Origin of the sequence: Streptomyces sp. NPDC048018, from assembly GCF_043202995.1 — a bacterium.
GTDB lineage: Bacteria > Actinomycetota > Actinomycetes > Streptomycetales > Streptomycetaceae > Streptomyces.
Genome location: NZ_JBIDBK010000005.1, coordinates 381,625 through 408,467, shown reverse-complemented (window position 1 = coordinate 408,467; position 26,843 = coordinate 381,625). Strand labels below are relative to the sequence as shown.

The following is a 26,843-nucleotide window of genomic DNA, read 5'->3' as shown; positions in this document are numbered from 1 at the left end:
GCGCGCGCGGCGGCGCTGATCCCGAATATTCCCGGCCAAGTCTGCCCCAGGGCGGTGACACGTCAAGCGGCGCACCCTTTCGGTGCCCGTTCCGTGACCCTCCGCACGGAAACGTCGCGCAGGTGTGACAGGAACGCCCTGGAATTTGCACAGGTGTACGTGCGGGGAGTGAGATGGCCCGTCCATCGCGGACCGTGATGTCGCACGGAGCCTGTAGCGTGACGACTGGACACGGCACGAGAGACGACGGCGAGGACTGATGGCACCCGAATCCGGAGCAGGTGGCGGTGTGCCGGACCCTTCCGCCGAGTCGTGGGGCCTCGGAGGCGTCGTCGGCGACGGGCGTTACCGGCTGACCCACCGTCTCGGACGCGGCGGCATGGCCGAGGTGTTCGCGGCTGAGGACGTGCGTCTCGGGCGCACCGTCGCCGTGAAGCTGCTGCGCCCCGATCTCGCCGAGGACCCGGTCTCCAAGGCCCGCTTCACGCGGGAGGCGCAGTCGGTCGCCGGCCTCAACCACCACGCGATCGTGGCCGTCTACGACTCCGGCGAGGACGTCGTCGGCAATCAGTCCGTGCCGTACATCGTCATGGAGCTGGTCGAGGGCCGCACCATCCGCGACCTGCTGATCAGCGCCGAGGCGCCCGGGCCCGAGCAGGCCCTGATCATCGTCTCCGGCGTCCTGGAGGCGCTCGCCTACTCCCATCAGCACGGCATCGTGCACCGCGACATCAAGCCGGCGAACGTCATCATCACCCACACCGGCGCCGTCAAGGTCATGGACTTCGGCATCGCCCGCGCCCTGCACGGGGCGCAGTCGACCATGACCCAGACCGGCATGGTCATGGGCACGCCGCAGTACCTCTCCCCCGAGCAGGCGCTCGGCAAGGCCGTCGACCACCGCTCCGACCTGTACGCGACGGGCTGTCTCCTCTACGAACTGCTCGCGCTGCGCCCCCCGTTCACCGGCGAGACACCGTTGTCGGTGGTCTACCAGCACGTCCAGGACACCCCGGTCCCGCCGTCCGAGGTCGCCCAGGCGGCGCCCCCGGAGCTCGACGGTCTGGTCATGCGCTCCCTCGCGAAGGACCCGGACGACCGGTTCCAGAGCGCCGAGGAGATGCGCGGCCTGATCCAGTACGGGCTGACGATGCTCCAGGAGCAGGGCGGCCACACCGGCATGTGGAACACCGGCCCGGTCGAGATGTACGAGGGCCCGCACACCCCGGGCGGCGGCGTCACCGCGACCACGGTGATGGGCGGCCACCCCGGCCACGCGCCGCACTACGACACCTCGCAGGGGCCGATCCTGCCGCCGGTGAACCCCGACGACGGCGGCTACGACGGGACGCCCGGCGGCTACGGCCCGGACGGCGGCTACGGCGCGCAGGGCGGCAAGCGCCCGGGAGGCCGCGCCAAGCTGCTGCTCTTCGTCGCGCTCGCGCTGGTCGCGATCGTCGCCGGGGTCGCGTACGCGATCGACAAGGCCGGCGACAAGAACGGCGGCGGCGGCACGAAGCCGCCGGCGGTCACCGACTCGCCCTCCACCCAGGAGGAGTCGCCCACCCCGTCCGAGGAGCCGTCCGAGGAGACCGAGAGCCCCGACTCCTCCTCGGGTGGCAACCAGCAGACCTGGGCGCCCACGAACCCGCCGACGGTCGACCCGTCGACCGAGCAGCCCCCGACGGGCGAGCCGTCGACCGATCCCACGGACAGCACCGACGGCGGCAGCACGGGGACGAGCGAGGGCTCGACCGAGGGCACGGGCACGGAGGGGACCACCGAGGGCTCCTCGACGGGCACCTCGACGGGCACGTCCACGGGCACCTCGTCCGGTACGTCCACGGGCACCTCGACGGGCACGTCCACGGGCACCTCGACCGGTACGTCCACGGGCACCACGGCCGGCACCACCACGGGCACGGGGACCGGCACCACCCCCTGACCCGGGTTCAGCTCGTGAACGCGTCGCGCACCGCCTCGTACTCACGGGTCCACCACACCGCCAGGGCCGACACCGCGGGGAACTGCGGATCGGCCCTGCGGTCGTGCCGCTGGTAGCGCCAGCGCAGCGTCCAGAAGTCGTTCAGCCGCTCCCACCACACCCGGTCCACCGCGGCCGCCAGCTCGGCCCGGTCCACACCCGCCGCGCGCCGGTACGCCCGCGCGTACGCCCGCACCTTGTCCAGGGCCAGCTCCCCGCCCGGACGCACGAAGAAGATCGCGGCGGCCCGGACCGCCTCCTCGGCGCGTGGCCGGACGTCCAGGCGGTCCCAGTCCACGATCGCGGCCGGTTCGGCGCCCCGGTAGAGCAGGTTGAAGGGGTGGAAGTCGCCGTGCACCCAGCCGGTCGCGGCGGCGGCCGGCGGCCGGCGGTGGGCATGGGCGGCGAGCAGCACCCGGCGTTCCCGCAGCCGGTGCTCGGCGAGCTCGTCGAAGCCGTCCCTCGGCCGGCGGGCGCGGACCAGGCGCAGCAGCTCGTCGATGAGCCGGAAGGTGTCCTCCGGGCGGGCGCTCTCGTGGCCGGAGTCCGCCGACGGCGACTCCATCACCCGCTCCAGGCCGGTGTGCACCTGCCCGAGCAGGGTGCCGAGCCGCCGGGACCCGGCGGCGGAGAGCTGGGCGCCGTCCCGGTGCCGCCCGTCGACCCAGGGGTGCAGCGCGTAGCAGTGGCCCCCGATGACGGCGACCGTGCGCCCGGCGGAGTCGGGCAGCGGCGGGGCGACGGGCACGCCGAGCGCGTGCAGCCGCTGGGTGGCCCGGTGTTGCCGCGCGATGGTGTCCCGGTCGGCCGTGCGCGCGTCCAGGTGCTGTTTGAGGAAGTAGCAGCCGCGGGTCGTCGCGAGTCGGTAGCCGCGGTTGAGGAGCCCCTGCGCGACGGGCTGGCAGGACAGCGGCTCGCCGGCGTCCGTGTAGCGGCGCAGCAGGGCGCCGACGGGCGGGGCGAGGGGCGTGGAGGAGCAGGCGCCCGAGGACGCCGGGGGTACAGATGAGCGCGGCACTCCCCAGATGTTAGATCACGCTACGTGGTGGAGATGTCGCTCTGCCGGACGGGCGGGGGCGGCGGCGGGAGCGGGGGGCGCCGTCGTCCGTTCGGGCGGGCAGTCGAGGGTGTGCACGGTGACGAACCGGGGCTCGATGCGCAGGTAGACCGGGTCGAAGGGTTCTCCGTCCACCGAGCGGGGGGCCGGTCCGAAGGCCGCCAGCTGCCCGCCGGTGGGCTCGACGATCTCCGCGGTGCCGGTGAACTGCACGGACCACAGCTGCTCGGCGCCGGAGGTGAGGTTGTCCGCGCTGTAGGCGACGACGCTGCCGGCGCAGGCGCGGTGGTAGCCGAGGCCCCGGTGGAGGCGGAGCAGGACGCCGTCGGCGGTCACGATGTGCCGGGCCGGGGCGACGAACGGCATCGCCCGCATGCTGGTGGCCACGCGCCCGTACGGCACGCGGTCCAGCAGCTCGATGGCGCGGATCTCCTCGGTGGACATGCCTTCCACTCTCCGCCGCCGGCGTCGTGCCGGGAAGGGGCCCCCGCCCCGTTTCCCGGGGACGTAGGTCCCGAATGCGGGCCGTCCGGCCCGGCCTGACCCTTTCGGGTGAACCGGCCCGGCGGGGTGGGCTCAGTGCCGCTCGGCCTGCATCCTCGCCACGTACGCGGCGGCCTGGGAACGCCGCTCCATGCCCAGCTTCGACAGCAGGCTGGAGACGTAGTTCTTGATCGTCTTCTCCGCGAGGTGGAGCCGTTCGCCGATGGCCCGGTTGGTCAGGCCCTCGCCGATCAGATCGAGGATCCGGCGCTCCTGCTCGGTGAGGTGGGCGAGCCGGTCGTCGCCCTTGGGGCGGTTGCCGTCCCGCAGCCGCTCCAGGACCCGCGCGGTGGCCACCGGGTCGAGCAGCGACTTGCCCGCGGCGACGTCCCGGACGGCGCTGAGGAGCTCGTTGCCCCGGATGGCCTTCAGGACGTAGCCCGAGGCTCCGGCCATGATCGCGTCGAAGAGGGCTTCGTCGTCCGCGTACGAGGTGAGCATCAGGCACTTCACCGCATCGTCCTGCGAGCGGACCTCGCGGCAGACCTCGACGCCGCTGCCGTCCGGGAGCCGGACGTCGAGCACGGCGACGTCGGGGCGCGTCGCAGGGATCCTGACCAGGGCGTCTGCGGCGGTACCGGCCTCGCCGACCACCTCGATGTCGCCCTCCACGGAGAGCAGCTCGTGGACGCCGCGCCGCACGACTTCATGGTCGTCCAGCAGAAATACCCGGATTTTTCCCTCTTCGCGCACGCAGCCAGTCTCACATATTGGCTCTTCCCGCGCCCGGGGTGCCCGGGATAACGTGCCGGGTGTTCCGACGACGGCGTCGGGCCCGTTGTCATCGCGCTGACCAGGGCTGAGTCCCCCATTTCTCGATTTACTTGGAAATCCAAGCAAAATCGCAGGTCAAATGGGGTTTCGCAGAAATGTTGCGCTGTGGGTAACGTGCCTATGACGGCGTTCGCCGGGGCACCTGTCACGCCCGACCCCGGCCGCGTCGCACCCACCCCGTGCGAAGGGTACGGATAAGGCGGAGAGCCGCACTGGCCCACCCGGCGAACCCGGGGGCCGGACCGACGGAGGAGCACGCACGTGACCGTGGAGAGCACTGCCGCGCGCAAGACGACGCGACGCAGCAGCGGCACCAAGCGCACCACCAGCGCCAGCGCCAAGAAGGCGCCGGCCGCGGAGAGCGCCGAGCCCGAGCTCGTACAGCTGCTGACGCCCGAAGGGGAGCGCGTCCAGCACCCCGAGTACGACATCGACCTGAGCGCCGAGGAGCTGCGCGGCCTCTACCGCGACATGGTCCTCACCCGCCGCTTCGACTCCGAGGCCACCGCCCTGCAGCGCCAGGGCGAGCTGGGCCTGTGGGCCTCGCTGCTGGGCCAGGAGGCCGCCCAGATCGGCTCCGGCCGCGCGCTGCGGGACGACGACTACGTCTTCCCGACCTATCGCGAGCACGGCGTCGCCTGGTGCCGCGGGGTCGACCCCACCAACCTCCTCGGCATGTTCCGCGGTGTGAACAACGGTGGCTGGGACCCCAGCAGCAACAACTTCCACCTCTACACGATCGTCCTCGGCTCGCAGACCCTGCACGCCACCGGCTACGCCATGGGCATCGCCAAGGACGGCGCGGACTCCGCCGTGCTCGCGTACTTCGGCGACGGCGCCTCCAGCCAGGGCGACGTCAACGAGTCGTTCGTCTTCTCCGCGGTCTACAACGCCCCGGTCGTGTTCTTCTGCCAGAACAACCAGTGGGCCATCTCCGAGCCCATCGAGAAGCAGACCCGCGTCCCGCTCTACCAGCGCGCCCGCGGCTTCGGCTTCCCCGGCGTCCGTGTCGACGGCAACGACGTCCTCGCCTGCCTGGCCGTGACCCGCTCGGCGCTCGAGCGCGCCCGCCGCGGCGAGGGCCCGACGCTCATCGAGGCGTTCACCTACCGCATGGCCGCCCACACCACCTCCGACGACCCCACCCGCTACCGCCGCGACGCGGAGCGCGAGGCCTGGGAGGCCAAGGACCCGATCCTGCGCCTCAAGGCGTACATGGAGCGCGAGGGTCACGCCGACGCGTCCTTCTTCGAGGAGCTCGAGGTGGAGAGCGAGGCCCTCGGCAAGCACGTGCGTGAGGTCGTCCGCGCCATGCCCGTTCCGGAGCACATGGCGATGTTCGACAACGTGTACGCGGACGGGCACGCGCTCGTCGACGAGGAGCGCGCGCAGTTCGCCGCCTACCAGGCGTCCTTCGCGGACGGAGAGGCCGAGTAATCATGGCTGTTCAGAAGCTTCCGCTCGCGAAGGCGCTCAACGAGTCGCTCCGCAAGGCCCTGGAGACCGACCCCAAGGTCGTCATCATGGGTCTGGACGTCGGCAAGCTCGGCGGCGTCTTCCGGATCACCGACGGTCTGCAGAAGGACTTCGGCGAGGACCGGGTCGTCGACACCCCGCTCGCCGAGTCCGGCATCGTCGGCACCGCGATCGGCCTCGCCCTGCGCGGCTACCGCCCGGTCGTGGAGATCCAGTTCGACGGCTTCGTCTTCCCGGCGTACGACCAGATCGTCACGCAGCTGGCGAAGATGCGGGCCCGTTCGCTCGGCACCGTGAAGATGCCGGTCGTCATCCGCATCCCGTACGGCGGTGGCATCGGCGCCGTCGAGCACCACTCCGAGTCCCCCGAGTCGCTCTTCGCGCACGTCGCGGGCCTCAAGGTGGTCACCCCGGCGAACTCCTCCGACGCCTACTGGATGCTCCAGCAGGCGATCCAGAGCGACGACCCCGTCATCTTCTTCGAGCCCAAGCGCCGCTACTGGGACAAGGGCGAGGTCGACACCGAGGCCATCCCGGGCGAGCTGCACAAGGCCCGGGTCGCCCGGGAGGGCACGGACCTCACCCTCGTCGCCTACGGCCCGATGGTGAAGACCTGCCTGGAGGTGGCCGCGGCCGCCGCCGAGGAGGGCAAGTCGATCGAGGTCGTGGACCTGCGCTCGATCTCCCCGCTGGACTTCGACACCATCCAGGCCTCGGTCGAGAAGACCCGCCGTCTGGTCGTGGTGCACGAGGCCCCGGTGTTCTTCGGCTCCGGCGCGGAGATCGCCGCCAGGATCACCGAGCGCTGCTTCTACCACCTGGAGGCCCCCGTCCTGCGGGTCGGCGGCTACCACGCGCCGTACCCGCCGGCGCGCCTGGAGGAGGAGTACCTGCCGGGTCTGGACCGCGTGCTCGACGCCGTCGACCGCTCGCTGGCGTACTGAGGAGAGCACCGTGACGATCCGCGAATTCAAGATGCCCGACGTGGGGGAGGGCCTGACCGAGGCCGAGATCCTCAAGTGGTACGTCCAGCCCGGTGACACCGTCACCGACGGGCAGGTCGTGTGCGAGGTGGAGACGGCGAAGGCGGCCGTCGAGCTGCCCATCCCGTTCGACGGCACGGTCCACGAGCTGCTGTTCCCCGAGGGCACCACGGTCGACGTCGGCCAGGTCATCATCTCGGTGAACGTGGGCGGCGGCGCCGCACCCGCGGCCCCGGCCGCCGTCGCGGCGCCGGAGCCGGCCGCCGCTCCGGAGCCGGTCGCCGAGGCCGAGCCGGAGGGCCGCCAGCCGGTTCTGGTCGGCTACGGCGTCTCCGCGAGCTCCACCAAGCGGCGCGCCCGCAAGGCGTCCGCGGCGGAGCCCGCCCAGGTCGCCGCGCCCGCCCAGGTCGCCGCGCCCGCCCCGGTGGTGCCCGGGCAGCTGAACGGCCACGGTCCCGCGACCGGCCGCCCGCTGGCCAAGCCGCCGGTGCGCAAGCTGGCCAAGGACCTCGGCGTCGATCTGGCGACGGTCACCCCCACCGGCCCGGACGGCGTCATCACCCGGGACGACGTGCACCGCGCGGCCGCCCCGGTCGCGGCCCCGGTTCCGGTCGTGGAGCCGGTCCCGGTCGCCGAGGCCCCCGCTCCCGCCGCGGCGGCCGTGCCGGCGCCCGCGGCCTCCTCGGACGCCCGGGAGACCCGTATCCCGATCAAGGGCGTGCGGAAGGCCACGGCGGCGGCGATGGTCGGCTCGGCCTTCACCGCGCCGCACGTCACCGAGTTCATCACCTTCGACATCACGCGCACGATGAAGCTGGTCGAGGAGCTCAAGTCCGACAAGGACATGGCGGGCCTGCGGGTCAACCCGCTGCTGCTCATCGCCAAGGCGGTCCTGGTCGCGGCCAAGCGCAACCCGGACATCAACGCGTCCTGGGACGAGGCCGCCCAGGAGATCGTGCTCAAGCACTACGTGAACCTGGGCATCGCCGCGGCCACCCCGCGCGGTCTGATCGTGCCGAACATCAAGGACGCGCACGCCCAGACCCTTCCGGAGCTGTCGCGGTCCCTGAGCGAGCTGGTCGCCACCGCCCGCGAGGGCAAGACCACCCCGGCGGCCATGCAGGGCGGCACCTTCACGATCACCAACGTCGGCGTCTTCGGCGTCGACACCGGCACGCCGATCCTGAACCCGGGCGAGTCCGCGATCCTCGCGGTCGGCGCGATCAAGCTCCAGCCCTGGGTCCACAAGGGCAAGGTGAAGCCGCGTCACGTCACCACCCTGGCGCTCTCCTTCGACCACCGCCTGGTCGACGGCGAACTCGGCTCCAAGTTCCTGGCCGACGTGGCCGCGATCCTGGAGCAGCCGAAGCGGCTCATCACCTGGGCCTGACGGTCCGGATGCGTTGTTTCACGTGAAACGCCCGGTCGGGACGACATGTCCTGGCCGGGCGTTTTCGGGTGAGGAGCCAGGTCCGCCGCGGCGGCGAGCGACTGACGGACAGACAGGCCCGTCCGCATCGCGGACGGGCCTGTCTGTTGCACCCCTGTTGTATCTAAGCTGTGTGCATGCCAGCCGCCCCCGCCCAGCAGCCTGCCGCCAAGCAGCCCCCCGCCGCCGATCGCGTCTACATGCACGTCAAGCAGGCCGTCCTCGAACGTCGCTACGAAGGGGGCACCCTCCTCACCGAGGGAGAGCTCGCCGAGGCCGTCGGAGTCTCGCGGACGCCCGTGCGGGAGGCGCTGCTCAAGCTGGAGATGGAAGGGCTGCTCAAGCTCTACCCCAAGAAGGGCGCGCTCGTGCTCGCGGTCTCCGCGCAGGAGATCGCGGACGTCGTCGAGACCCGGCTGCTCGTCGAGGAGTTCGCCGTGCGCCGGGCCGTGCCCGCCGCGCCGGCCCTGGTCGCGCGGCTGGAGGAACTCCTGGAGGAGCAGAAGCGGCGGGCCGAGGCCGGAGACCTGGCCGAGGTGGCCGTCACCGACCGCTGCTTCCACGCCGAGATCGTGCAGCACGCAGGAAACCAGATACTGGCGCGGCTCTACGACCAGCTACGGGACCGGCAGCTGCGCATGGGCGTGGCGGTCATGCAGTCGCAGCCCGACCGCGTCGCCAAGAACATCACCGAGCACGCCGAGATCCTCGACCGCATCAAGGCCGGGGACGTCGAGGGCGCCGCGCACTGCGTGCGGCAGCACCTCAGCTGGGTCAAGGTGCTGGTCCGGGGGGAGGAGCGATGAGCCGGGACGGATTCGGCTCCGCCGTCACCCTGCCCGGCGACCCGCCGGGCGGCCGCCGGGCCGCGCTGGTGTGGGGCGTCGGCGTCGCCGTCTACTTCGTCGCCGTCATCTTCCGGACCTCGCTCGGCGTCGCCGGGCTCGACGCCGCCGAGCGCTTCGACGTCAACGCCTCGGCCCTGTCGACGTTCTCCATACTCCAGCTGCTCGTGTACGCCGGCATGCAGATACCCGTCGGCCTCATGGTCGACCGGCTCGGCACCAAGAAGGTGCTGACCATCGGGGTCCTGCTGTTCACCCTCGGACAGCTGGGCTTCGCGCTCTCCCCCTCGTACGGCATGGCCCTCGCCTCCCGTGCCCTGCTCGGCTGCGGCGACGCGATGACCTTCATCAGCGTGCTGCGGCTCGGCAGCCGCTGGTTCCCGGCCCGCCGCGGGCCACTGATCGGGCAGGTCGCCGCCCTCTTCGGGATGGCCGGCAACCTCGTCTCCACGATCTTCCTCTCCCGCGCCCTGCACGACCTCGGCTGGACCACCACCTTCGTCGGCAGCTCGCTCGCGGGCGTCCTCGTCCTCGTGATCCTCGTGCTCTTCCTCAGGGACCACCCCGAGGGGTACGAGCCCGAACCCGTCCACCACGCCGGCGCCGCCTTCGTCCGCCGCCAGATCGCCGCGTCGTGGCGGGAGCCCGGCACCCGGCTCGGCATGTGGGTGCACTTCACCACCCAGTTCCCCGCCATGGTCTTCCTGCTGCTGTGGGGACTGCCCTTCCTCGTCGAGGACCAGGGCCTGGACCGCGGGACCGCCGGCGCACTGCTGACCCTCGTGGTGCTCTCCAACATGGCCGTGGGTCTCGCGTACGGCCAGATCATCGCCCGGCACCACACCGCCCGCGCCCCGCTCGCGCTCGGCACCGTCGCCGCCACCGCCCTGCTGTGGGGCACCACCCTCGTCTACCCCGGCGGCCAGGCGCCGATGTGGCTGCTCGTCACCCTCTGCGCGGTGCTCGGCGCCTGCGGTCCGGCCTCGATGATCGGCTTCGACTTCGCCCGCCCCGCCAATCCGCCGGAGCGCCAGGGCACCGCCTCGGGCATCGTCAACATGGGCGGCTTCGTCGCCTCGATGACGACGCTCTTCGCCGTCGGCGTGCTCCTCGACGCGACCGGCGACGACTACCGGATCGCGTTCTCCTCCGTCTTCGTCCTGGAGGCCCTGGGCGTGGTGCAGATCCTCCGCCTCAAGGCGCGCACCGCCCGCCGCGAGCGGGAGCGGCTGGTCGCCAGCCGGGTGGAGGCCGTGCACGTACCGGCCTGAAGGGTCAGTTCGGCGTCACCGCGAAGTTCGCCAGGATCGCCCGCGCCAGGTCCTCGTCGCCCTCCGTCTTGACCCGGTCGGCCACGTCGGCCGGCCGGACCCGGCCGCAGGCCAGGCGGACGTACGTCTCCCAGTCCGTCGCCAGCGTCACCGCGGGACCGAGCGACGGGGCGCCGTCGACCGAGCCGTTGCCCTGCGCGTCCACCCGCACCGTCCGCAGGAACTCCACCGGGCCGCTCACGTCGAAGACGAACGCCGAATTCGCGGGGGCGCCGGCTTCCTTGGCCACCACGTGCGGCAGCGCCTCCAGGAGCACGTCGCGGGTCACGTAGGCGCCGGGGGAGTCCAGGTTGCCGGGGACACCGAGGGAGGCGCGCAGGTCCTGCTCGTGCACCCAGCAGTCGAAGGCGCGCATCCGGTAGGCCAGTTCCAGGGTCTGCTCGGCGCCGAGCGGGGCCCGGATCAGGGCGTCGGGCTGCCGGTTCTCGTTGCGCAGCTGCCGGGCCCGGCGGATCAGGACGTACTCCAGCTCCGAGGTCATCTCCGGCGCCGTGTGGTGCCGCCGCACGTCGACCTGCATCTCCATGTACCGGGCGAAGTCCGTGCGCACGTGGTAGAGGTCGCGGGGCAGGCTGTGGATCGGGCGGGGGTCGCCGAGCATCTCGGTCTCCATGCCGATGACATGGGAGACGATGTCGCGCACCGACCAGCCCGGGCACGGCGTGGCGCGATTCCACTCGCCCTCGACGAGGGGCTGCACCAGCTCCGCTATCGCTTCGAGCGAGTGGGTCCAGGCGTCGACGTAGTTCTGGAGGCTGGGATGGACGGTCACGGGACCCCTCGGCGGTTCTGCGGTGCGCGGGCTGGGCTGGCTGGCGGGCGGGCGACGGTTGGGAGTTCTGTATGCAGTTCTGGCGGCCGAAAACATGACTCCGTGGGAGGCTCGGACGCTAAGTTACGCTGCCCGAAGGCACCCCGGCAGTGCTTTCGTGTGACGATCGTAGGCCGGTGTTGACGGCTCGAATGCCAGGACGGTGGTAGTGTGCGCGCCTCGCTGATCCAGATCGCGGTAGACCCGGACGAACCGGTCGAGGACCGGCGGGCCCGCGTGGCCCGGCTGGTACGGGAGGAGCGGGGCGCCGCCGAGCTCGTCGTCCTGCCCGAACTGTGGCCCATGGGAGCCTTCGCCTACGAGGCGTTCGCCGCCGAGGCCGAGCCGCTGAAGGGCGCCACCTACCAGGCCATGTCCGACGCCGCGCGCGACGCGGAGGTGTGGCTGCACGCGGGCTCGGTCGTCGAGGCCGTCTCCGGCGCCCTCTACAACACCTCACTGGTCTTCTCCCCCGACGGCGAGCTCGCCGCCAGCTACCGCAAGATCCACCGCTTCGGCTTCGACAAGGGCGAGGCCGTCCTGATGGCGGCCGGCGAGGACCTCGTCACGGTCGACCTGCCCCAGCTCACCGTCGGCGTCGCCACCTGCTACGACCTGCGCTTCCCCGAGCTCTTCCGCGGTCTCGTGGACGCCGGCGCCCAGGCCTTCGTGATCCCCGCCGGCTGGCCCGCCCGCCGCCGCTCGCACTGGACCCTGCTCGCCCGGGCCAGGGCCGTGGAGAACCAGGCGTACGTCCTCGCCTGCGGCACCGCCGGCACCCACGCGGGCGTCGAGCAGGCCGGGCACTCGATCGTCGTCGACCCCTGGGGCGAGGTCCTCGGGGAGGCCGGACCGGACGAGGAGACCCTGCGGGTCGTCCTCGACCCGGCCAAGGTCGCCGCCACCCGTGAGCAGTTCCCCGCGCTGAAGGACCGGGTCCTGGGCCGTCCGTAGCCGCTGCCGCCCGCCGCCGGGCCGGGGCCGGCGGATCACGCGGGGCTCCGGGCACCGAGAGCCCGGCCTCATCGGCGGGTCCCCCGCTAGGCGTTCGCCTCCGCCCAGAGCTCCGTCACCCGGCGCACCCCGGACCGCACGGCCCCGACCCGGGTCAGGGCCGCGCGGTCCACGCCCGCGAAGATCAGCGCGAGGGCCAGGTCGGCGCCCTCGACGCGCCCGCCGGCGTGCACCGAAAGACGCCGGCCCTTCCCGCGCCCGGACTCGCGCACGGTGACCGTGACCCCGGGGTCCTCGGCGTCGTCGGCCCGGGTCAGGACATGGCCGCGGGCGTCGAGCGCGGCCAGGCGGTAGTGGTCGCCCGCGAACCGCAGTCGCAGGGCGCGCTGCTCCAGGGTGGTGCCCCAGCGGTTCCGGGTCATGTACGCGACGCGGTCGCCGACCCGCAGGGTGGCCCGGTTCAGGGTGGGCAGCCGCAGGGTGTCCGTGTGGATGCCGCGTGCCTCGAAGGTGGCGGTGGGTATCCGGCCGCCGCGTGCCTCCGAGACGACCGTCTCCGGGGCGGTCCGGGGCAGCGGGCAGGTCAGCACGATCTCGCCGAACTCCGCGGAGACGCCCCGCCAGCCGGAGCGCACGTCGGGCCGTCGCCCCTCCTTCCAGGGGACGAGGGCGAACGGTGTGACGGTGGTGTGCACGGAGGTGACTCCTTCGAGGGCGGCGGGGGACCGGAGGCTCAGACGGTGATGGCGTTCAGGGTGGCGGGTACGGCAGGGCCGGGGGCGCCGGGCGTGCCACGGACGGCGGGGACGCGGGCAGAGGCGGGGCCGCCGGGGGCGGGGACGGCCGCCGCCGTGGCGGAGACCCCCGGCCGGTCCGCCGGCGCGTACTCCGCCCACGCCGCCGCCAGCCGCCGGACCGCCTCCACGAGGAGGCCGGCCGGCAGCAGGAAGTGCAGCCGCAGCATGCGCGCGCTGCCGCCGAGCGCGTCCATGGTGGAGCCGGGCAGCACGGCCACCCCGTGGCGCAGCGCGATCTGCGCGAACGACACCCCGTCGCCGTACGGGAGCGAGACCCACAGGGTCTGCCCGCCCGCGGCCGCGGGGCAGTCCCACGAGGGGAGCCGGCGGGCGAGCTCGGCCCGCAGCAGGTCGTGGCCGGCCCGCAGTTCCGCCACCCGGGCCCGCAGCAGCGAGGGGAAGGCACCGAGCAGCCGGGCGGCCACCAGCTGGGCCGGCACGTCACTGCCGAGGTCGTGCAGCGCCTTCAGCCGCGCGAGCCGCGCGACCAGCGGGACCGGGCCGCGCACCCAGCCGGTCCGCAGGCCGCCCCACACCGCCTTGCTGAGCGAGCCGACGCCGATGACCTCCGCACCGTACGAGGAGAGGGGCGGCGGTCCGGCCTCGCCGGCGGTCCCGTCGAAGCGCAGCTCCGCCAGCACCTCGTCCTCCACGAGCGGCACCCCGCACGCCTGCGCCGCCTCGACCAGCCGCCGCCCCGACAGCGGCGGCAGCACGGTGCCGGTGGGATTGTGCAGATGCGGCACCACATAGGCGAGGACCGGACGGTGACGCTCCATCACCGCCACCGCCGCCGGGACGTCCAGCCCGTCCGGCCCCACCGCCACCGGAGACAGGACGGCCGCCGCCTCCCGGAACAGGTCGAGCGCCCCCGGATAGCCGGGCGCCTCCACGAGGACCGCGTCGCCGGGCGCCACCAGCAGCCGGGTGAGCAGCGCGATCCCCTGCTGGGCGCCGGTCGTGACCAGGATCTGCGCCGGGTCCGTCGGCACGCCCCGCGCCTCGTAGCGCCGCGCGACCGCCGCCCGCAGGGCCGCCAGACCGGCCGGGTGATAGCCCAGGTCGTTCGCCGGCAGCACGAGCCCCGCATACGCCTCGGCGAGCTCACGCGGCGGCGCCGGCGGGGCGGCGCAGCTCAACAGGATCACGTCGTCGGACGGTTCGAGCAGATGCAGGAACATGGGGTTGGACGTCTCCGTCACCCGCGGCCCCGGCGGAGCGAGCGCCGCCGGCGCCACGCGCGTACCGCTGCCCTGCCGGCGCACCAGGCGCCCCTCCTGGCGCAGGGTGTCGTACGCGGCGACCACCGTCGTCCGGCCGACCGACAGCGCGGTCGCGAGCCGCCGGTCGGGCGGCAGCGGGGCGCCCGGCGGCAGCAGGCCCTCGTCGATCAACTGCCGTACGCGGGCGGCGAGCAGGAGATACAGCGGTCCCCGCCCGGCCGACCAGCGCCCGAGCCAGGCGACGAGCTCATCCACGGAGAGTGCCATTGGATCCATCGGCGGACCAATCTGCCGGGATTGGTCCTGTGGCCGCAAGCCCGCCCTCCCCAGACTGGACGCCATGAGCGCCGAACTCCCCGCAACATCCCGTCCCGAGACCCTCGCCGTCCACTCCCCGCAGCCGGTGATCCGCGGCAGCCGGCCGCTGGGCGTGCCCCTCCACCAGGGCCACGTCTTCGCCTTCGAGAGCGCCGACGCGCTCGCCGAGGCCTTCGAATCGCCCGACGCCTTCCTCTACAGCCGCATGGGCAACCCCACCGTCCGCGCCCTGGAGACCGCCGTCGCCCGCCTGGAGGGCGGCGCCGACGCCCTGTCGTACGCCTCCGGGATGGGCGCCGTCAACGGCGTCCTGCTCGGACTCCTGTCCACCGGCGGGCACATCGTCGCCCAACGCTGCCTGTACGGCGGCACCTACGCCGTCCTCACCGACCTCGCCGCGCGCTGGGGCGTCGAGGTCACCTACGTCTCCGGCACCGACGCCGACGAGGTGCGCGCCGCACTGCGCCCCCACACCCGGCTGCTCTACCTGGAGACCGTCGCCAACCCCACCACCCGGGTCTCCGACCTGCCCGCGCTGGCCGCCGCCGCCCGCGAGGCCGGGATCCCGACCGTCGTCGACAACACCTTCGCCTCGCCCCTGCTGTGCCGTCCGATCGAGCACGGCGCCGACATCGTCGTCCACTCCGCGACCAAGTACCTCGCCGGGCACGCCGACGTCCTCGGCGGCATCGCCGTCTTCAAGGACGTCGACATGTACCGGCGCATCCGCCACCACGCCGTCGAGCAGGGCGCGGTCACCGACCCGTTCGCCGCCTGGCTGACCCTGCGCGGGCTGCAGACCCTGCCGCTGCGCATCGAGCGCCAGAGCGCGAGCGCTGCCGAGCTGGCCGGCCGGCTCGCCCGCCACCCGGCGGTGGCCGCCGTCCGCCACCCGGCGGTCGCGGGCCACCCGGACCGGGAACTGGCGGCCCGCCTGCTGCCGAAGGGCGGCGGAGGAGTCGTCTCCCTCGACCTCGCGGGCGGCCGTGACGCCGGCCGCAGCTTCGTCGAGGCGGTCCGCGTGGCCTCGCTGAGCGTCTCCCTCGGCGACGTGAAGACCCTGGTCATGCACCCGGCCTCGACCTCCCACCGCCAGCTCGACGAGCAGGCCCTCGCGGCGGCGGGCATCGCCCCCGGCACGGTCCGCCTGTCGGTCGGCATCGAGCACGTCGAGGACCTGTGGGCGGACCTGGACCAGGCCCTGACCAAGGCGCTGTAGCCGCGAGCGGACCGCCCCGGGGGAGGGCTCCCGGTCCGGCCCGGTCCGGAAGACGGGCGCTAGTCCTCCCGCTCCCGCTCGGCCATCCGGATCACGCACACCGCGACGGCGATGAGCAGGGCGGAGTCGGCGTCCTCGCGGACCACGTTCACGGCGTAGGTGTCGCGGACGTGGAACCACTGGCGGGAGATGTGGGCGAGGAGTTCGCCGTCGTACTCGACGGCGAACTCCCGGTCCAGGATCCGCCCGCTGACGTCCAGTTCGGTGTCGTCGGCCAGGGTGACCCGGAAGTGGTTGCGCAGCAGCGACAGCCGCTTGCGGCGGATCGTGGCGAGCGGGCGCTCGTCCCGTTCGATCGTCATCGCGTCCCGCAGGCTGAACATCTTCTGCCGCAGCGTGATCAGGACCTGTCCGTCGGGGTCCTTCAGCTCCAGGGTGTCGCGCAGCCGCAGCGCCTTGCCGTCGACGAGGAAGGCGTGCCGGCCCTGCTCGTCCTCGATCCAGTAGTCGTCGCCGATGGCGAAGAGTTTGTCCCGTACCAGATATTTCATGACGGAATGCCTTCCCCGTCGGAGCCGGAACTCACCTCGGGCGGGTGTCCCGGGCGGGCGCCACCCCGGCGGACCGTGCCATCCGGCCGTGATCCGCGCTTCACGGGCGGATGGCAAGCTTGAAACATGAACGATGCTGCCCCGGCGCCCACTCCCGCGCCCGCGCCCCGCCGCGCCCGTGTCCGTGCCCCCGAGCTCGTCGGCAAGGGCGGCTGGCTCAACACGGGCGGAGACGATCTCACCCTCACGGACCTGAGGGGAAAGATCGTTCTGCTCGACTTCTGGACCTTCTGCTGCATCAACTGCCTGCACGTCCTCGACGAACTGCGGGAGCTGGAGGAGAAGCACCGCGACACCCTGGTGATCGTCGGGGTGCACTCGCCCAAGTTCGTGCACGAGGCCGAGCACCAGGCCGTCGTCGACGCCGTCGAACGCTACGAGGTGCACCACCCCGTGCTCGACGACCCCGAGCTGGCGACCTGGAAGCAGTACGCCGTACGGGCCTGGCCCACGCTCGTCGTCATCGACCCCGAGGGCTACGTCGTGGCCCAGCACGCGGGCGAGGGCCACGCCAACGCGCTGCGCACCCTGGTCGAGGAGCTGGAGGCCGAGCACGAGGCCAAGGGCACGCTGCGGCGCGGCGACGGCCCCTACGTGCCGCCGGAGCCGGTCGCGACCGACCTGCGCTTCCCCGGCAAGGCGGTCCTGCTGCCGTCCGGGAACCTCCTCGTCTCCGACACCACCCGGCACCAGCTCGTCGAGCTGGCCGCGGACGGCGAGACCGTCGTACGGCGGATCGGCGCCGACGGCGAGTTCCGCGAGCCGCAGGGCCTGGCGCTGCTGCCGGACGGCACGGTCGTCGTCGCCGACACCGTGCACCACGCCCTGAAGCGGCTCGACCCGGCCACCGGCGCGATCGAGCGGATCGCCGGCACCGGCCGCCAGTGGTGGCAGGGCTCCCCCACCTCGGGCCCCGCGCTGGAGGTCGACCTGTCCTCGCCGTGGGACGTGGCCTGGTGGCACGGCAGGGTGTGGATCGCGATGGCCGGCGTCCACCAGATCTGGACGTACGACCCGGAGACGGGGACCGTCGAGGTCGCGGCCGGCACCACCAACGAGGGGCTGGTGGACGGCCCGGCCGCCGAGGCCTGGTTCGCGCAGCCCTCCGGTCTCGCCGCGACCGCCGACCGGCTGTGGATCGCCGACTCCGAGACCAGCGCGCTGCGCTTCGTCGAGGCGGACGGCGACGGCTATGCCGTCCGCACCGCCGTCGGCACCGGTCTCTTCGACTTCGGCCACCGCGACGGCGCCGCCGGGCAGGCCCTGTTCCAGCACCCGCTGGGCGTCACCGCGCTGCCCGACGGCTCGGTGGCGGTCTCCGACACGTACAACCACGCCCTGCGCCGCTTCGACCCGGCGAGCGGCGAGGTGACGACGCTGGCCACCGATCTGCGGGAGCCCAGCGACGCGGTCGTCGTCGGCGAGGACGTGGTGGTCGTCGAGTCGGCCCGGCACCGTCTGACGAGGCTGCGTCTCCCGGAGGAGGCCGTGCAGGTCGAGTCGGTCGCCCACCGCACGCGGCGCGAGGCCACCGACGTCGCGGCGGGCCGGCTCCGCCTCGACGTGGTCTTCCAGGCCCCGAAGGGCCAGAAGCTCGACGAGCGCTACGGCCCCTCGACCCGGCTGCTGGTCTCCTCGACCCCGCCGGAGCTGCTGCTGGCCGGTGAGGGCAAGGGCACGGACCTCTTCCGCGACCTGGAGCTGAACCCGGAGCTGACCGAGGGCGTCCTGCACGTCTCGGCGATGGCCGCCTCCTGCGACGACGACCCGGCCAACGAGTACCCGGCCTGCCACGTCCACCAGCAGGACTGGGGCGTCCCGGTCCGGATCACCGACGGCGGGACGGCCCGTCTCCCGCTGATCCTCGCGGGCATGGACGAGGCGAAGGCCTGAGGCACGGACCGGGCCCCCGGCTTCTGCCGGGGGCCCGGTCCGTCCTGCCTCAGCGGGCGCCGGTTCACGCGGCCGGCGGTCCCCGGCGCCCCGGACGGGGTTGCTGGGGGTGCGTCGGCAAGCGAGGAGACGGCGGGTGCGGGTGGACGCGCCCCGGTGCGGGGCGTGGGGCGTCCGGGGGTGCGGACCGGGGCGATCAGCCCGCTTCCCGTCGGTCCCGCGGCCTGGACCGGTGGGCCTGCCAGGCAGCGAGGGCTTCCGTGCGGCCGCCGGCCGGGTGGGCGGCGTGCCAGTCGCGCAGGAAGCGGTTGAGCTCGAACTGGGCGCCGATCTCCTGCGGGCGGGCCGCCGCGTGCCGGGTCTCCCGCCAGTGCCGGGCGGCGTCGGCCAGGGTGCGGCCGGCGCTCTCCGCGACGTAGGCGCGCATGTGCGCGTCGAAGTGGAACGACGGCCCCAGTTCGGCGCGGAACCAGGCGCGCAGCACCTGGCTGCAGCGCTGGCCCTCCGGTATCACGGTCGTCGCGTCGACCGGGGCGGTGAGCTGTCCTGCCGCCCCGGCGGCCCGCCGCCGGGGCGGGGCCGGGGGCAGCGGGCGGCCGTCGAGGGCGGCCGCGAGCCGCTCGGTGACGGCCGCCTTGCCGCCGCCGGGGGACAGGCCCATCGTGCGGGCGAGCACGGTCAGTTCCGCGAGGGTCCAGTACCAGCGCCGGAGTTCCGCGCCCGTCAGGTCCGGTGTGAGCGCGGGGCGTCCCGCCGGGGTGGCGGCGCTCACCCGGCTAGCCCTCCAGGAAGGCGAGCAGCGCGTTCGCGAGGTGGTGCGGGTCGTCCGAGCCGCACAGCTCGCGGGCGCTGTGCATGGACAGGCAGGCGACGCCGATGTCGACGGTCGTGATGCCGTGCCGGGCGGCGGTGATGGGGCCGATCGTGGTGCCGCAGGGCATGTCGTTGTTGGAGACGAACGACTGCCACGGGACGCCGGCCTTCTCGCAGGCGGCGGCGAACACGGCCCGGCCGGTGCCGTCGGTGGCGTAGCGCTGGTTGACGTTCACCTTGAGGATGGGGCCGCCGTTGGGGCGGGGGTGGTGCGTCGGGTCGTGCCGCTCGCTGTAGTTGGGGTGCACGGCGTGGCCGACGTCGGAGGAGAGGCAGACCGAGCCGGCGAGGGCGCGGGCCTTGTCCTCGTAGCCGCCGCCGCGGGCGTAGACCGAGCGCTCCAGGACGGTGCCGAGCAGGGGGCCCTGGGCGCCGGTGTCGGCCTCGGAGCCGTTCTCCTCGTGGTCGAAGGCGGCGAGGACCGGGATGTAGGGCAGGTCGTCGCCGAGTGCGGCCGCGGCGGCGAGGGCGGCGACGCAGGCGTGCACCGAGATCAGGTTGTCCATGCGCGGGCCGGCCAGGAGTTCGCGGTCGCGGCCGAGGTAGGCGGGGGCCTCGACGGCGTGCACCATGAGGTCCCAGCCGGCGACGTCCTCGGCGTCGAGCCCGGCTTCCGCGGCGAGGAAGGCGATCAGGTCGCCCTCGTGGACGTCGCCCAGGCCCCAGATCGGCTGCATGTGGCGCTGGCGCTCCAGCTTCATGCCCTCGTTGACCTGGCGGTCCAGGTGGACGGCGAGCTGCGGGACGCGCAGCAGCGGCCGGTCGACGTTCACCAGGTGCTGGGAGCCGTCGCGCAGGGTGAGCCTGCCGGCGAGGCCGAGGTCCCGGTCGAGCCAGCTGTTGAGCAGCGGTCCGCCGTAGATCTCGACGGCGACCTGGCGCCAGCCCTCGCGGCCGAAGTCCGGCTGCGGCTTGACGCGCAGGTTCGGGGAGTCGGTGTGCGCGCCGACGATCCGGAACGGGGTGTGCGGGGTGGCGCCCTCGGGCACGTACCAGGCGATGATCGCTCCGCCGCGGATCACGTACTTCCCGCCCGAGGTCCCGTCCCAGGCGTCCGTCTCCTCGACCTTGCGGAAGCCGGCCTTCTCCAGGCGCCCGGCCGCGTTGGCCACCACGTGGTACGGCGACGGCGAGGCCGCCAGGAAGGTCATGAGGTCATCGGTGTGGCCGCGGTCGAAAGGGGAAGGGGCGCGCGAGGCGCTCTTCTCGGTGGCGGTGGCGTGCGACGGGCGGGCTGGTGCGCTACTCATGTCCTTCACCTTACGCAGATCTCGACATGCGGACGTGCGAGCGTCGAACACCTGTGGACAAGTCGCTCGGGCCCTGTGGAAAAGACGGAACGGCCCGCCCCCCTCCCCGGGAGCGAGCCGTTCCTGATGCGGACGTGGCGCGTACCTGTGCGGTACTAGAACGCGGCCTCGTCCAGGTCCATCAGCGAGTTGTCCACGCCCTCGGCGAGGAGGCGCTCGGTGGAGACGCCGGGCAGGACGTTGGCGGCGAAGAACTTCGCGGCCGCGATCTTGCCCTGGTAGAAGGCGACGTCCTTGCCGGAGGCGCCGGCGGCCAGCTTCTCGGCGGCCACGGCCGCGCCCTTGAGGAGCAGGTAGCCGACGACCACGTCACCGGACGCCATGAGCAGGCGGGTGGTGTTGAGGCCGACCTTGTAGATGTTCTTCAGGTCCTCGCCGGTGGCGGTGAGGTCGGTCAGCATCGCACCGACGATGCCCTCCAGGTCGACGGCCGCCTTGGCGAGCGCGTCGCGGGCGCCGGCCAGCTCCTCGCCGCCGGTGCCGACCGCGAGGAACTTCTTGATCTCCTCGGCCAGCGCGTTCAGGGACGCGCCCTGGTCGCGGACGATCTTGCGGAAGAAGAAGTCCTGGCCCTGGATGGCCGTGGTGCCCTCGTAGAGGGTGTCGATCTTGGAGTCCCGGATGTACTGCTCGATCGGGTACTCCTGCAGGAAGCCGGAGCCGCCGAAGGTCTGCAGCGACTGGGCGAGCTGCTCGTAGCCCTTCTCGGAGCCGTAGCCCTTGACGATCGGGAGCAGCAGGTCGTTCAGGCCGTGCAGGGCCTTGGCGTCCTCGCCCGCCGCCTCCTTGAGCTGGATGGCGTCCTGGACGGAGGCCGTGTAGAGGACGAGGGAGCGCATGCCCTCGGCGTACGCCTTCTGCGTCATCAGCGAGCGGCGGACGTCGGGGTGGTGCGTGATGGTGACCTTGGGGGCGTGCTTGTCCATGAAGTTCGCCAGGTCGGTGCCCTGCACGCGCTCCTTGGCGTACTCCAGGGCGTTGAGGTAGCCCGTGGAGAGGGTGGAGATCGCCTTCGTGCCGACCATCATGCGGGCGAACTCGATGATGAGGAACATCTGGCGGATGCCGTCGTGCTTGTCGCCGATCAGCCAGCCCTTGGCGGGGTGCTTGTCGCCGAAGGTCATCTCGCACGTGTTGGAGGCCTTGAGGCCCATCTTGTGCTCGACGTTGGTGGCGTAGACGCCGTTGCGGGCGCCGAGCTCGCCGGTCTCCCAGTCGAACTCGTACTTCGGGACGAGGAAGAGGGAGAGGCCCTTGGTGCCGGGGCCTGCGCCCTCGGGGCGGGCGAGGACGTAGTGGAGGATGTTCTCCTCCATGTCGTGCTCACCGGAGGTGATGAAGCGCTTCACGCCCTCGATGTGCCAGGAGCCGTCCTCCTGCTGGACCGCCTTGGTGCGGCCGGCGCCGACGTCCGAGCCCGCGTCGGGCTCGGTGAGCACCATGGTGGAGCCCCAGCGCTTCTCGACGGCGATCTGCGCGACCTTCTTCTGCGCCTCGTTGCCCTCGTTGAAGAGGATGCCGGCGAACGCCGGGCCGGAGGAGTACATCCAGATGGCCGGGTTCGAGCCGAGCAGCAGCTCCGCGTAGGCCCAGATGAGCGAGCGCGGGGAGACGGTGCCGCCGATCTCCTCCGGGATGCCCAGGCGCCAGTACTCGGACTCCATGAAGGCGTCGTACGACTTCTTGAAGGAGGCCGGCACGGGGGCGGTGTTGGTCTCCGGGTCGAAGACCGGCGGGTTGCGGTCGGCGTCGGTGAAGGACTCGGCCAGCTCGTTCTCGGCGAGGCGGCGGATCTCGTCGAGGATGCTCTTGGCGGTCTCGACGTCCATCTCCTCGAACGGACCGGTGCCGTACACCTTGTCGCGGCCGAGCACCTCGAAGAGGTTGAACTCGATGTCGCGGAGATTCGACTTGTAGTGCCCCATGGCGACGGCTCCGTAAGGATCGGGGAGGCGGATGTCCTCGTAGACGTACTACTACCCGTGAGTAGCTCACGCTCATCCACGATGATGCTACCCGCCGGTAATAAAGGCAACCCCTATCCGGACATCTGTGACGCGGGCCGCACCCCCTTCCCGGGCCTCGATAGGCTGGCCCGCATGTACGGCTACGAGCAGAATCCGGGTGCCCAGCAGCAGTACGGCCCGCCTCCGCAGCAGGGGATGCCGGGCGGCATGCACCCCGGCATGCAGCCGGGCATGCAGGCCGGCGGGATGCAGGGCGGCTACGCCCAGCAGCCCCCGCTCTACCCCGAGCCGTCGCCGCCCTCGCTCGCCGACGCCGTGCGCGCCTTCACGACCGGCACGCTCGCCGCCGAGGACTTCCAGCAGATCTTCGCGACCTCGAAGGTCTACTGTCCGCGCGGCGACAACCCGGGCTTCCTGGCCCTGCACAACACCCAGCAGCCGGTGATCCCCATGTTCACCTCGCTCAAGGAGCTGCGGCGGTACGCGGGCAAGGAGTCCAAGTACTTCGTGATCACCGGCGCCGAGGTGATCGACCTGCTGCCGACCGGCTACGGCTTCGTCCTCGACATGGAGGGCGACCACCGGATGGTCTTCGATGCGAAGGCCGTCGAGCAGATGGTGGACTACGCGATGCGGCGGATGTACGGCTGACGCAGTCTGGAAGGACAGGGAGAGCGCCCGGGAGGAATTCCTCCCGGGCGTTCCGCGTTCCGGGTGGCAGGAAGTTCAGGATTCAACTAAAGTGGTGGCACAAGGAGGTCCCCCCGATGCCTGCTGTGACTGTCGAGAACCCGCTCACCCTGCCGCGCGTGGCCGCTGCCGCCGACGCCGTCGCCCGCCCCGTGCTCGCCGTGACCACGGCGCCCCAGGGCTTCGAGGGCGAGGGATTCCCGGTACGCCGGGCCTTCGCCGGCATCAACTACCAGTACCTCGACCCGTTCATCATGATGGACCAGATGGGCGAGGTGGAGTACGCCCCCGGCGAGCCCAAGGGCACGCCCTGGCACCCGCACCGCGGCTTCGAGACCGTCACGTACATCATCGACGGGATCTTCGACCACCAGGACTCCAACGGCGGTGGCGGCACCATCACCAACGGCGACACCCAGTGGATGACCGCGGGCTCCGGCCTGCTCCACATCGAGGCCCCGCCGGAGCACCTCGTCGTCAGCGGCGGCCTCTTCCACGGCCTCCAGCTGTGGGTGAACCTGCCCGCCTCCGACAAGATGATGGCGCCCCGCTACCAGGACATCCGCGGCGGCCAGGTGCAGCTGCTCACCTCGCCCGACGGCGGCGCGCTGCTGCGCGTCATCGCCGGCGAGCTCGACGGGCACCAGGGGCCCGGCGTCACCCACACCCCGATCACGATGATCCACGCCACCCTGCGCCCCGGCGCGGAGATCGAGCTGCCGTGGCGCGAGGACTTCAACGGCCTCGCCTACGTCCTGGCCGGGCGCGGCACCGTCGGCCAGGAGCGCCGGCCCGTCCACACCGGACAGACCGCCGTCTTCGGCAAGGGCGGCTCGCTCACCGTCCGCGCCGACGAGAAGCAGGACGGGAACACCCCCGACCTGGAGGTCGTGCTCCTGGGCGGCCGGCCGATCCGCGAGCCGATGGCGCACTACGGCCCGTTCGTCATGAACACCCAGGCCGAACTCCGCCAGGCCTTCGAGGACTTCCAGGCCGGCCGGCTCGGCACGATCCCCGCGGTGCACGGGATGGGCGAGTAGCCGGGCCGGGCGACCGGCGTCACGAGAGGCTGCTGACCGCCGCCGGACGGGCGGTCAGCGGCCGGCCCGGGTCCACGACGCCGAGGCCGGACATCAGGGCCCGGCGTGACGTGCGCCGACGGCACGTGCGTGATGCCCAGCACCACCGGGACCGAGGCGAGGGCCGCAAGGCCGCCGGCGTACCGGACGGGGCGCGCCGTGGGCGGCGGGCCGACGGGATGTGCCGCGGATCACGGACGCGGTCCTCGGCGTCTTTCCCGGACCCGCGCTGACGAGGCGTCACCCGTACGGCACCGAGCGCGCGACGACACGCCGAGCGGCGTGGTCCGGTGGAGGCGTGCCCACCGAACGCCCCGCCGCCGACCGCCCGCTGCTGCCGGAGGGCGCCCGCCGCACCGCCGCCTGGTGCGTGGTCGCGCTGCTGGTCGCCGGCGTCGCGGCGGTCTTCATCTGGTTGTGCGTCGCCTTCAAGACGGCCGTCACCCCCGTCCTGCTCGCCCTGCTCGGCACCGCCCTGCTCGGCCCCCTCCACCGGCGCCTGCTGCGCATGAAGGTGCAGAAGTCGCTCGCCGCAGGCCTCACCGTCCTCGCCGTGCTCGCGGTCGTCGGCGGCGCCACGTACATCGTGGTCGCCGCGATCGTCGAGACCGGCGACCAGATCGTCGCCTCGCTGCGGCAGGCCGCCGCCGACATCGCCGAGCACTTCGGCGCGGCCGGCACCTCCCTCGACGACCTCGCCGAGAACGCCCAGAAGCTCCTGGAGAAGTTCGGCGGGACGGCCGCCTCCGGGGTGATCTCGGGGCTCAGCGTCGTCGGCCAGATACTCGCCACCGCGATCCTCGCCCTGCTCCTCATCTTCTTCTTCCTGCGCGACTCCGACCGCGCCGCCGACGTCCTGCGGTCGCTCGCCCCGCGCTCGACCCGCGACACGGCGGAGGCCATGGGGCGGCGCGCCTTCGAGGCCGTCGAGGGCTTCATGCGCGGCACCACCCTGGTGGCGCTCGTCGACGCCGTCCTGATCGGGATCGGCCTGCTCGTCCTCCGGGTCCCGGGCGCGGTGGGCCTCGCCGCGCTGGTGTTCGTCACCGCCTACATCCCGTACCTCGGCGCCTTCCTCTCCGGCGCCGTCGCCGTCCTCGTCGCCCTCGCCGACCGGGGCTTCGTCATCGCCCTGTGGGTGCTCGGGGTCGTCCTCGCCGTCCAGGTCATCGAGGGCAACGTGCTGCAGCCGATGGTGCAGAGCCGGACGGTGCAGATGCACCCGGCGGTGGTGATGCTGGCGATCACCGCCGGGGCATCGGTCGCCGGCATCCTCGGCATGCTGCTCGCCGTGCCCCTGACCGCCGCCTTCTTCGGGATCCTGGGCGAGCTGCGCAGCCGGTACGGGGCGGGGGAGGACGCGGCGGAGTAGGCGGGGGCCGACAGGGTAGCCGGAGCCGCCCGGGCGGTCGGAGGACCGCGGCGCCGGGGCTACGCGGGCGTCAGGCCGCCCGGCTCGAAGGCGCGCAGCATCTGCTCCAGGGCCGCCTGGTCGGGGCCGGCGAAGGGTTCGACGTCCGGGGCCATGGTGATCGTCTCGATCATGCGGCCGGTCATCCGTACGGCCGGCGGGAGATGGGTGCTCAGCACGATCTCCGGGTTCATCTCCCGGATCAGGTCCACCCACGTCCCGTACTTCAGCGGGTCCACGATCTGCACCCACGGGCTGTCCACCGTGGCCCACAGCAGCTGAAAGGCCCGGAGCTCCTCCGGTTTGAGGTCGTTCGCGTGGCCGCTCTCGGCGAGCTCGGCGGTCGGCATGGGGGCGCCGAAGCAGTCGGAGCTGAAGCAGGTGCGGGTCTTCTCGTCGTAGAAGCCGACGGTGGCGGGGTTGTCGAACAGCGGGGGCCGGAAGGCGTCGAGGACCCGGTCGCCGACGTCGAGGGTCTGGCCCGGGTTGAGGAGGTAGACCCGGTCCATGGGCAGCGGGCGCTCGGTGGACATGATCCCGGCCGCGACGAACGTGGTCACGAGCCTGGCGTCCGGGGCGGCGTCGAGGAGGCGGAAGAGGCCGCCGGTGTGGTCGCGGTCGGGGTGGGTGAGCCAGATCCACCGCACGTCGGCGGGGTCGATCACCGAGCCGAGGGCCGCGACGAAGTCCCGGTCGGAGAGCGAGAGACCGGTGTCGACGACGACCGGTTCGCGCGCCGTGAGGACGTACGCACTGACGGGGATGTGCCCGATTCCCGGCACTTCGAGGCTGTCCGCCAGGACCGTGGTGTCGCTTCCGACCTTGTGGGTGTCCATGTCGCGCTCCGTGGTCCCCCCGGCGGCCGTACTCCACCAGTGTCCTGCGAGGGCGGGAAGGCCGCTCGTCAGGCCGTCCGGTCCGGACCGGTCCCGTGGGGCCCCGCCGGTTCGTGCCGGGCCGTGTCGGGGCGCCCGCGCGGCGGCCGGGGGACCTCGAGCGCGGAGGCGGAGGCCTGGTGGCCCGGAGACCCCTGCCGGGCGGCCTGGGGCCGGGGCCGGGAAACCCCTGTCCGGCGGCCTGGGGCCCGGGGCCGGGAAACCCCCGCCGGGCGGCCTGGGGCCGGGGCCCGGAAACCCCTTGCCCGGCGGCCGGGGGCAGGGGCCCGGAAACCCTTGCCCGGTGGCCCGGCGGCCCGGCGGCCCGGAGCCCCCTGCTCGGCGGCCCCGGAGGTCCAGGCCCGGGCGGGGTGCTCGCGCCTCGGCCCG

At 72.8% G+C, this 26,843-nt stretch carries 23 protein-coding genes; 12 read left to right on the top strand and 11 right to left on the bottom strand.

From position 1 onward, the window contains the following. Nucleotides 1–259 precede the first annotated feature (259 nt). Nucleotides 260–1,945 carry a protein kinase gene (locus ACGF1Z_RS21765; protein WP_393006372.1) on the top strand — a complete coding sequence of 562 codons (1,686 nt, stop codon included), beginning with the start codon at nucleotides 260–262 and terminating at the stop codon, nucleotides 1,943–1,945. Between the two features lie 7 nt (nucleotides 1,946–1,952). On the opposite strand, the gene ACGF1Z_RS21760 is transcribed toward ACGF1Z_RS21765, so the two are convergent. From ACGF1Z_RS21760 to ACGF1Z_RS21750, 3 genes are all read right to left on the bottom strand, one after another. Next, a complete protein-coding gene (locus ACGF1Z_RS21760; protein WP_393006370.1) occupies nucleotides 1,953–3,002 on the bottom strand; it encodes a phosphotransferase in 1,050 nt (349 codons plus the stop codon). A 15-nt stretch (nucleotides 3,003–3,017) separates the two neighbouring features. Next, nucleotides 3,018–3,485, bottom strand: coding sequence for a pyridoxamine 5'-phosphate oxidase family protein (locus ACGF1Z_RS21755; protein WP_393006368.1), 468 nt, complete (start codon nucleotides 3,483–3,485; stop codon nucleotides 3,018–3,020). Between the two features lie 132 nt (nucleotides 3,486–3,617). Continuing rightward, a complete protein-coding gene (locus tag ACGF1Z_RS21750; RefSeq protein WP_393006366.1) occupies nucleotides 3,618–4,277 on the bottom strand; it encodes a response regulator in 660 nt (219 codons plus the stop codon). A gap of 342 nt (nucleotides 4,278–4,619) precedes the next feature. Between ACGF1Z_RS21750 and pdhA the strand changes: the two genes are divergently transcribed. The 5 genes from pdhA (at nucleotide 4,620) to ACGF1Z_RS21725 (ending at nucleotide 10,362) form a co-directional block, all read left to right on the top strand. Further along, on the top strand, nucleotides 4,620–5,795 hold the full coding sequence (gene pdhA, locus ACGF1Z_RS21745) for a pyruvate dehydrogenase (acetyl-transferring) E1 component subunit alpha (protein ID WP_393006364.1): 1,176 nt from the start codon (nucleotides 4,620–4,622) through the stop codon (nucleotides 5,793–5,795). Nucleotides 5,796–5,797: 2 nt separating this feature from the next. Beyond that, entirely contained in the window at nucleotides 5,798–6,778 is a 981-nt protein-coding gene (locus tag ACGF1Z_RS21740; RefSeq protein WP_030692395.1) for an alpha-ketoacid dehydrogenase subunit beta, read from the top strand. Nucleotides 6,779–6,809: 31 nt separating this feature from the next. Next, on the top strand, nucleotides 6,810–8,207 hold the full coding sequence (locus ACGF1Z_RS21735) for a dihydrolipoamide acetyltransferase family protein (RefSeq protein ID WP_393006918.1): 1,398 nt from the start codon (nucleotides 6,810–6,812) through the stop codon (nucleotides 8,205–8,207). A gap of 176 nt (nucleotides 8,208–8,383) precedes the next feature. Further along, nucleotides 8,384–9,052: a GntR family transcriptional regulator gene (locus ACGF1Z_RS21730; protein WP_393006361.1), complete on the top strand. Its 669-nt coding sequence runs from the start codon at nucleotides 8,384–8,386 to the stop codon at nucleotides 9,050–9,052. After that, entirely contained in the window at nucleotides 9,049–10,362 is a 1,314-nt protein-coding gene (locus tag ACGF1Z_RS21725) for a nitrate/nitrite transporter (protein WP_393006359.1), read from the top strand. The genes ACGF1Z_RS21730 and ACGF1Z_RS21725 overlap by 4 nt, the downstream gene beginning before the upstream one ends. Nucleotides 10,363–10,366: 4 nt before the next feature. Here the strand turns inward: ACGF1Z_RS21725 and ACGF1Z_RS21720 are convergent, their stop codons facing one another. After that, nucleotides 10,367–11,194, bottom strand: a complete 828-nt coding sequence (locus ACGF1Z_RS21720) for a maleylpyruvate isomerase family mycothiol-dependent enzyme (RefSeq protein ID WP_393006357.1) — start codon at nucleotides 11,192–11,194, stop codon at nucleotides 10,367–10,369. A gap of 210 nt (nucleotides 11,195–11,404) precedes the next feature. Between ACGF1Z_RS21720 and ACGF1Z_RS21715 the strand changes: the two genes are divergently transcribed. Then, the gene (locus tag ACGF1Z_RS21715) at nucleotides 11,405–12,187 is read left to right on the top strand and encodes a carbon-nitrogen family hydrolase (protein WP_393006355.1); all 783 of its coding nucleotides are present in this window, start codon (nucleotides 11,405–11,407) and stop codon (nucleotides 12,185–12,187) included. Between the two features lie 86 nt (nucleotides 12,188–12,273). Here ACGF1Z_RS21715 and ACGF1Z_RS21710 read toward each other — a convergent pair whose 3' ends face one another. Together ACGF1Z_RS21710 and ACGF1Z_RS21705 are read right to left on the bottom strand one after the other, a co-directional pair. Then, nucleotides 12,274–12,882, bottom strand: a complete 609-nt coding sequence (locus ACGF1Z_RS21710; protein WP_393006353.1) for a hypothetical protein — start codon at nucleotides 12,880–12,882, stop codon at nucleotides 12,274–12,276. 38 nt (nucleotides 12,883–12,920) lie between these two features. Further along, nucleotides 12,921–14,474, bottom strand: coding sequence for a PLP-dependent aminotransferase family protein (locus tag ACGF1Z_RS21705; RefSeq protein WP_393006351.1), 1,554 nt, complete (start codon nucleotides 14,472–14,474; stop codon nucleotides 12,921–12,923). Between the two features lie 73 nt (nucleotides 14,475–14,547). On the opposite strand from ACGF1Z_RS21705, the gene ACGF1Z_RS21700 reads away from it, so the two are divergent. After that, nucleotides 14,548–15,744, top strand: a complete 1,197-nt coding sequence (locus tag ACGF1Z_RS21700) for a trans-sulfuration enzyme family protein (RefSeq protein ID WP_393006349.1) — start codon at nucleotides 14,548–14,550, stop codon at nucleotides 15,742–15,744. 59 nt (nucleotides 15,745–15,803) lie between these two features. Here ACGF1Z_RS21700 and ACGF1Z_RS21695 read toward each other — a convergent pair whose 3' ends face one another. After that, the gene (locus ACGF1Z_RS21695; protein WP_393006347.1) at nucleotides 15,804–16,295 is read right to left on the bottom strand and encodes an LURP-one-related/scramblase family protein; all 492 of its coding nucleotides are present in this window, start codon (nucleotides 16,293–16,295) and stop codon (nucleotides 15,804–15,806) included. 126 nt (nucleotides 16,296–16,421) lie between these two features. On the opposite strand from ACGF1Z_RS21695, the gene ACGF1Z_RS21690 reads away from it, so the two are divergent. Next, nucleotides 16,422–18,248 carry an NHL domain-containing thioredoxin family protein gene (locus tag ACGF1Z_RS21690; RefSeq protein WP_393006345.1) on the top strand — a complete coding sequence of 609 codons (1,827 nt, stop codon included), beginning with the start codon at nucleotides 16,422–16,424 and terminating at the stop codon, nucleotides 18,246–18,248. A gap of 196 nt (nucleotides 18,249–18,444) precedes the next feature. Here the strand turns inward: ACGF1Z_RS21690 and ACGF1Z_RS21685 are convergent, their stop codons facing one another. From ACGF1Z_RS21685 to ACGF1Z_RS21675, 3 genes are all read right to left on the bottom strand, one after another. Continuing rightward, nucleotides 18,445–19,020 (bottom strand): DUF6434 domain-containing protein, encoded by a 576-nt coding sequence (locus tag ACGF1Z_RS21685; protein ID WP_393006343.1) that lies wholly within the window; start codon nucleotides 19,018–19,020, stop codon nucleotides 18,445–18,447. Between the two features lie 4 nt (nucleotides 19,021–19,024). After that, nucleotides 19,025–20,371, bottom strand: a complete 1,347-nt coding sequence (locus ACGF1Z_RS21680) for a M18 family aminopeptidase (protein ID WP_393006341.1) — start codon at nucleotides 20,369–20,371, stop codon at nucleotides 19,025–19,027. A 155-nt stretch (nucleotides 20,372–20,526) separates the two neighbouring features. Continuing rightward, nucleotides 20,527–22,356 (bottom strand): acyl-CoA dehydrogenase, encoded by a 1,830-nt coding sequence (locus ACGF1Z_RS21675; protein ID WP_393006339.1) that lies wholly within the window; start codon nucleotides 22,354–22,356, stop codon nucleotides 20,527–20,529. Between the two features lie 174 nt (nucleotides 22,357–22,530). Between ACGF1Z_RS21675 and ACGF1Z_RS21670 the strand changes: the two genes are divergently transcribed. The 3 genes from ACGF1Z_RS21670 (at nucleotide 22,531) to ACGF1Z_RS21660 (ending at nucleotide 25,539) form a co-directional block, all read left to right on the top strand. After that, complete coding sequence (locus tag ACGF1Z_RS21670; protein ID WP_365343789.1) at nucleotides 22,531–23,049, top strand: SseB family protein; 519 nt, start codon at nucleotides 22,531–22,533, stop codon at nucleotides 23,047–23,049. A 116-nt stretch (nucleotides 23,050–23,165) separates the two neighbouring features. Beyond that, nucleotides 23,166–24,128 (top strand): pirin family protein, encoded by a 963-nt coding sequence (locus ACGF1Z_RS21665; protein ID WP_393006338.1) that lies wholly within the window; start codon nucleotides 23,166–23,168, stop codon nucleotides 24,126–24,128. A 337-nt stretch (nucleotides 24,129–24,465) separates the two neighbouring features. Next, entirely contained in the window at nucleotides 24,466–25,539 is a 1,074-nt protein-coding gene (locus ACGF1Z_RS21660; RefSeq protein ID WP_393006337.1) for an AI-2E family transporter, read from the top strand. A 59-nt stretch (nucleotides 25,540–25,598) separates the two neighbouring features. On the opposite strand, the gene ACGF1Z_RS21655 is transcribed toward ACGF1Z_RS21660, so the two are convergent. Beyond that, nucleotides 25,599–26,414: an MBL fold metallo-hydrolase gene (locus ACGF1Z_RS21655; protein ID WP_393006335.1), complete on the bottom strand. Its 816-nt coding sequence runs from the start codon at nucleotides 26,412–26,414 to the stop codon at nucleotides 25,599–25,601. Nucleotides 26,415–26,843: the final 429 nt, after the last annotated feature.

Coding starts and splice junctions, on each gene's coding strand:
- ACGF1Z_RS21725 (WP_393006359.1), top strand. CDS start 9,049: ATGAGCCGGGACGGATTCGGCTCCGCCGTCACCCTGCCCGGCGACCCG.
- ACGF1Z_RS21675 (WP_393006339.1), bottom strand. CDS start 22,356: ATGGGGCACTACAAGTCGAATCTCCGCGACATCGAGTTCAACCTCTTC.
- ACGF1Z_RS21655 (WP_393006335.1), bottom strand. CDS start 26,414: ATGGACACCCACAAGGTCGGAAGCGACACCACGGTCCTGGCGGACAGC.
- ACGF1Z_RS21695 (WP_393006347.1), bottom strand. CDS start 16,295: ATGAAATATCTGGTACGGGACAAACTCTTCGCCATCGGCGACGACTAC.
- ACGF1Z_RS21705 (WP_393006351.1), bottom strand. CDS start 14,474: ATGGCACTCTCCGTGGATGAGCTCGTCGCCTGGCTCGGGCGCTGGTCG.
- ACGF1Z_RS21680 (WP_393006341.1), bottom strand. CDS start 20,371: ATGAGTAGCGCACCAGCCCGCCCGTCGCACGCCACCGCCACCGAGAAG.
- ACGF1Z_RS21700 (WP_393006349.1), top strand. CDS start 14,548: ATGAGCGCCGAACTCCCCGCAACATCCCGTCCCGAGACCCTCGCCGTC.
- ACGF1Z_RS21765 (WP_393006372.1), top strand. CDS start 260: ATGGCACCCGAATCCGGAGCAGGTGGCGGTGTGCCGGACCCTTCCGCC.
- ACGF1Z_RS21755 (WP_393006368.1), bottom strand. CDS start 3,485: ATGTCCACCGAGGAGATCCGCGCCATCGAGCTGCTGGACCGCGTGCCG.
- ACGF1Z_RS21665 (WP_393006338.1), top strand. CDS start 23,166: ATGCCTGCTGTGACTGTCGAGAACCCGCTCACCCTGCCGCGCGTGGCC.
- ACGF1Z_RS21730 (WP_393006361.1), top strand. CDS start 8,384: ATGCCAGCCGCCCCCGCCCAGCAGCCTGCCGCCAAGCAGCCCCCCGCC.
- ACGF1Z_RS21740 (WP_030692395.1), top strand. CDS start 5,798: ATGGCTGTTCAGAAGCTTCCGCTCGCGAAGGCGCTCAACGAGTCGCTC.
- ACGF1Z_RS21690 (WP_393006345.1), top strand. CDS start 16,422: ATGAACGATGCTGCCCCGGCGCCCACTCCCGCGCCCGCGCCCCGCCGC.
- ACGF1Z_RS21670 (WP_365343789.1), top strand. CDS start 22,531: ATGTACGGCTACGAGCAGAATCCGGGTGCCCAGCAGCAGTACGGCCCG.
- ACGF1Z_RS21735 (WP_393006918.1), top strand. CDS start 6,810: ATGCCCGACGTGGGGGAGGGCCTGACCGAGGCCGAGATCCTCAAGTGG.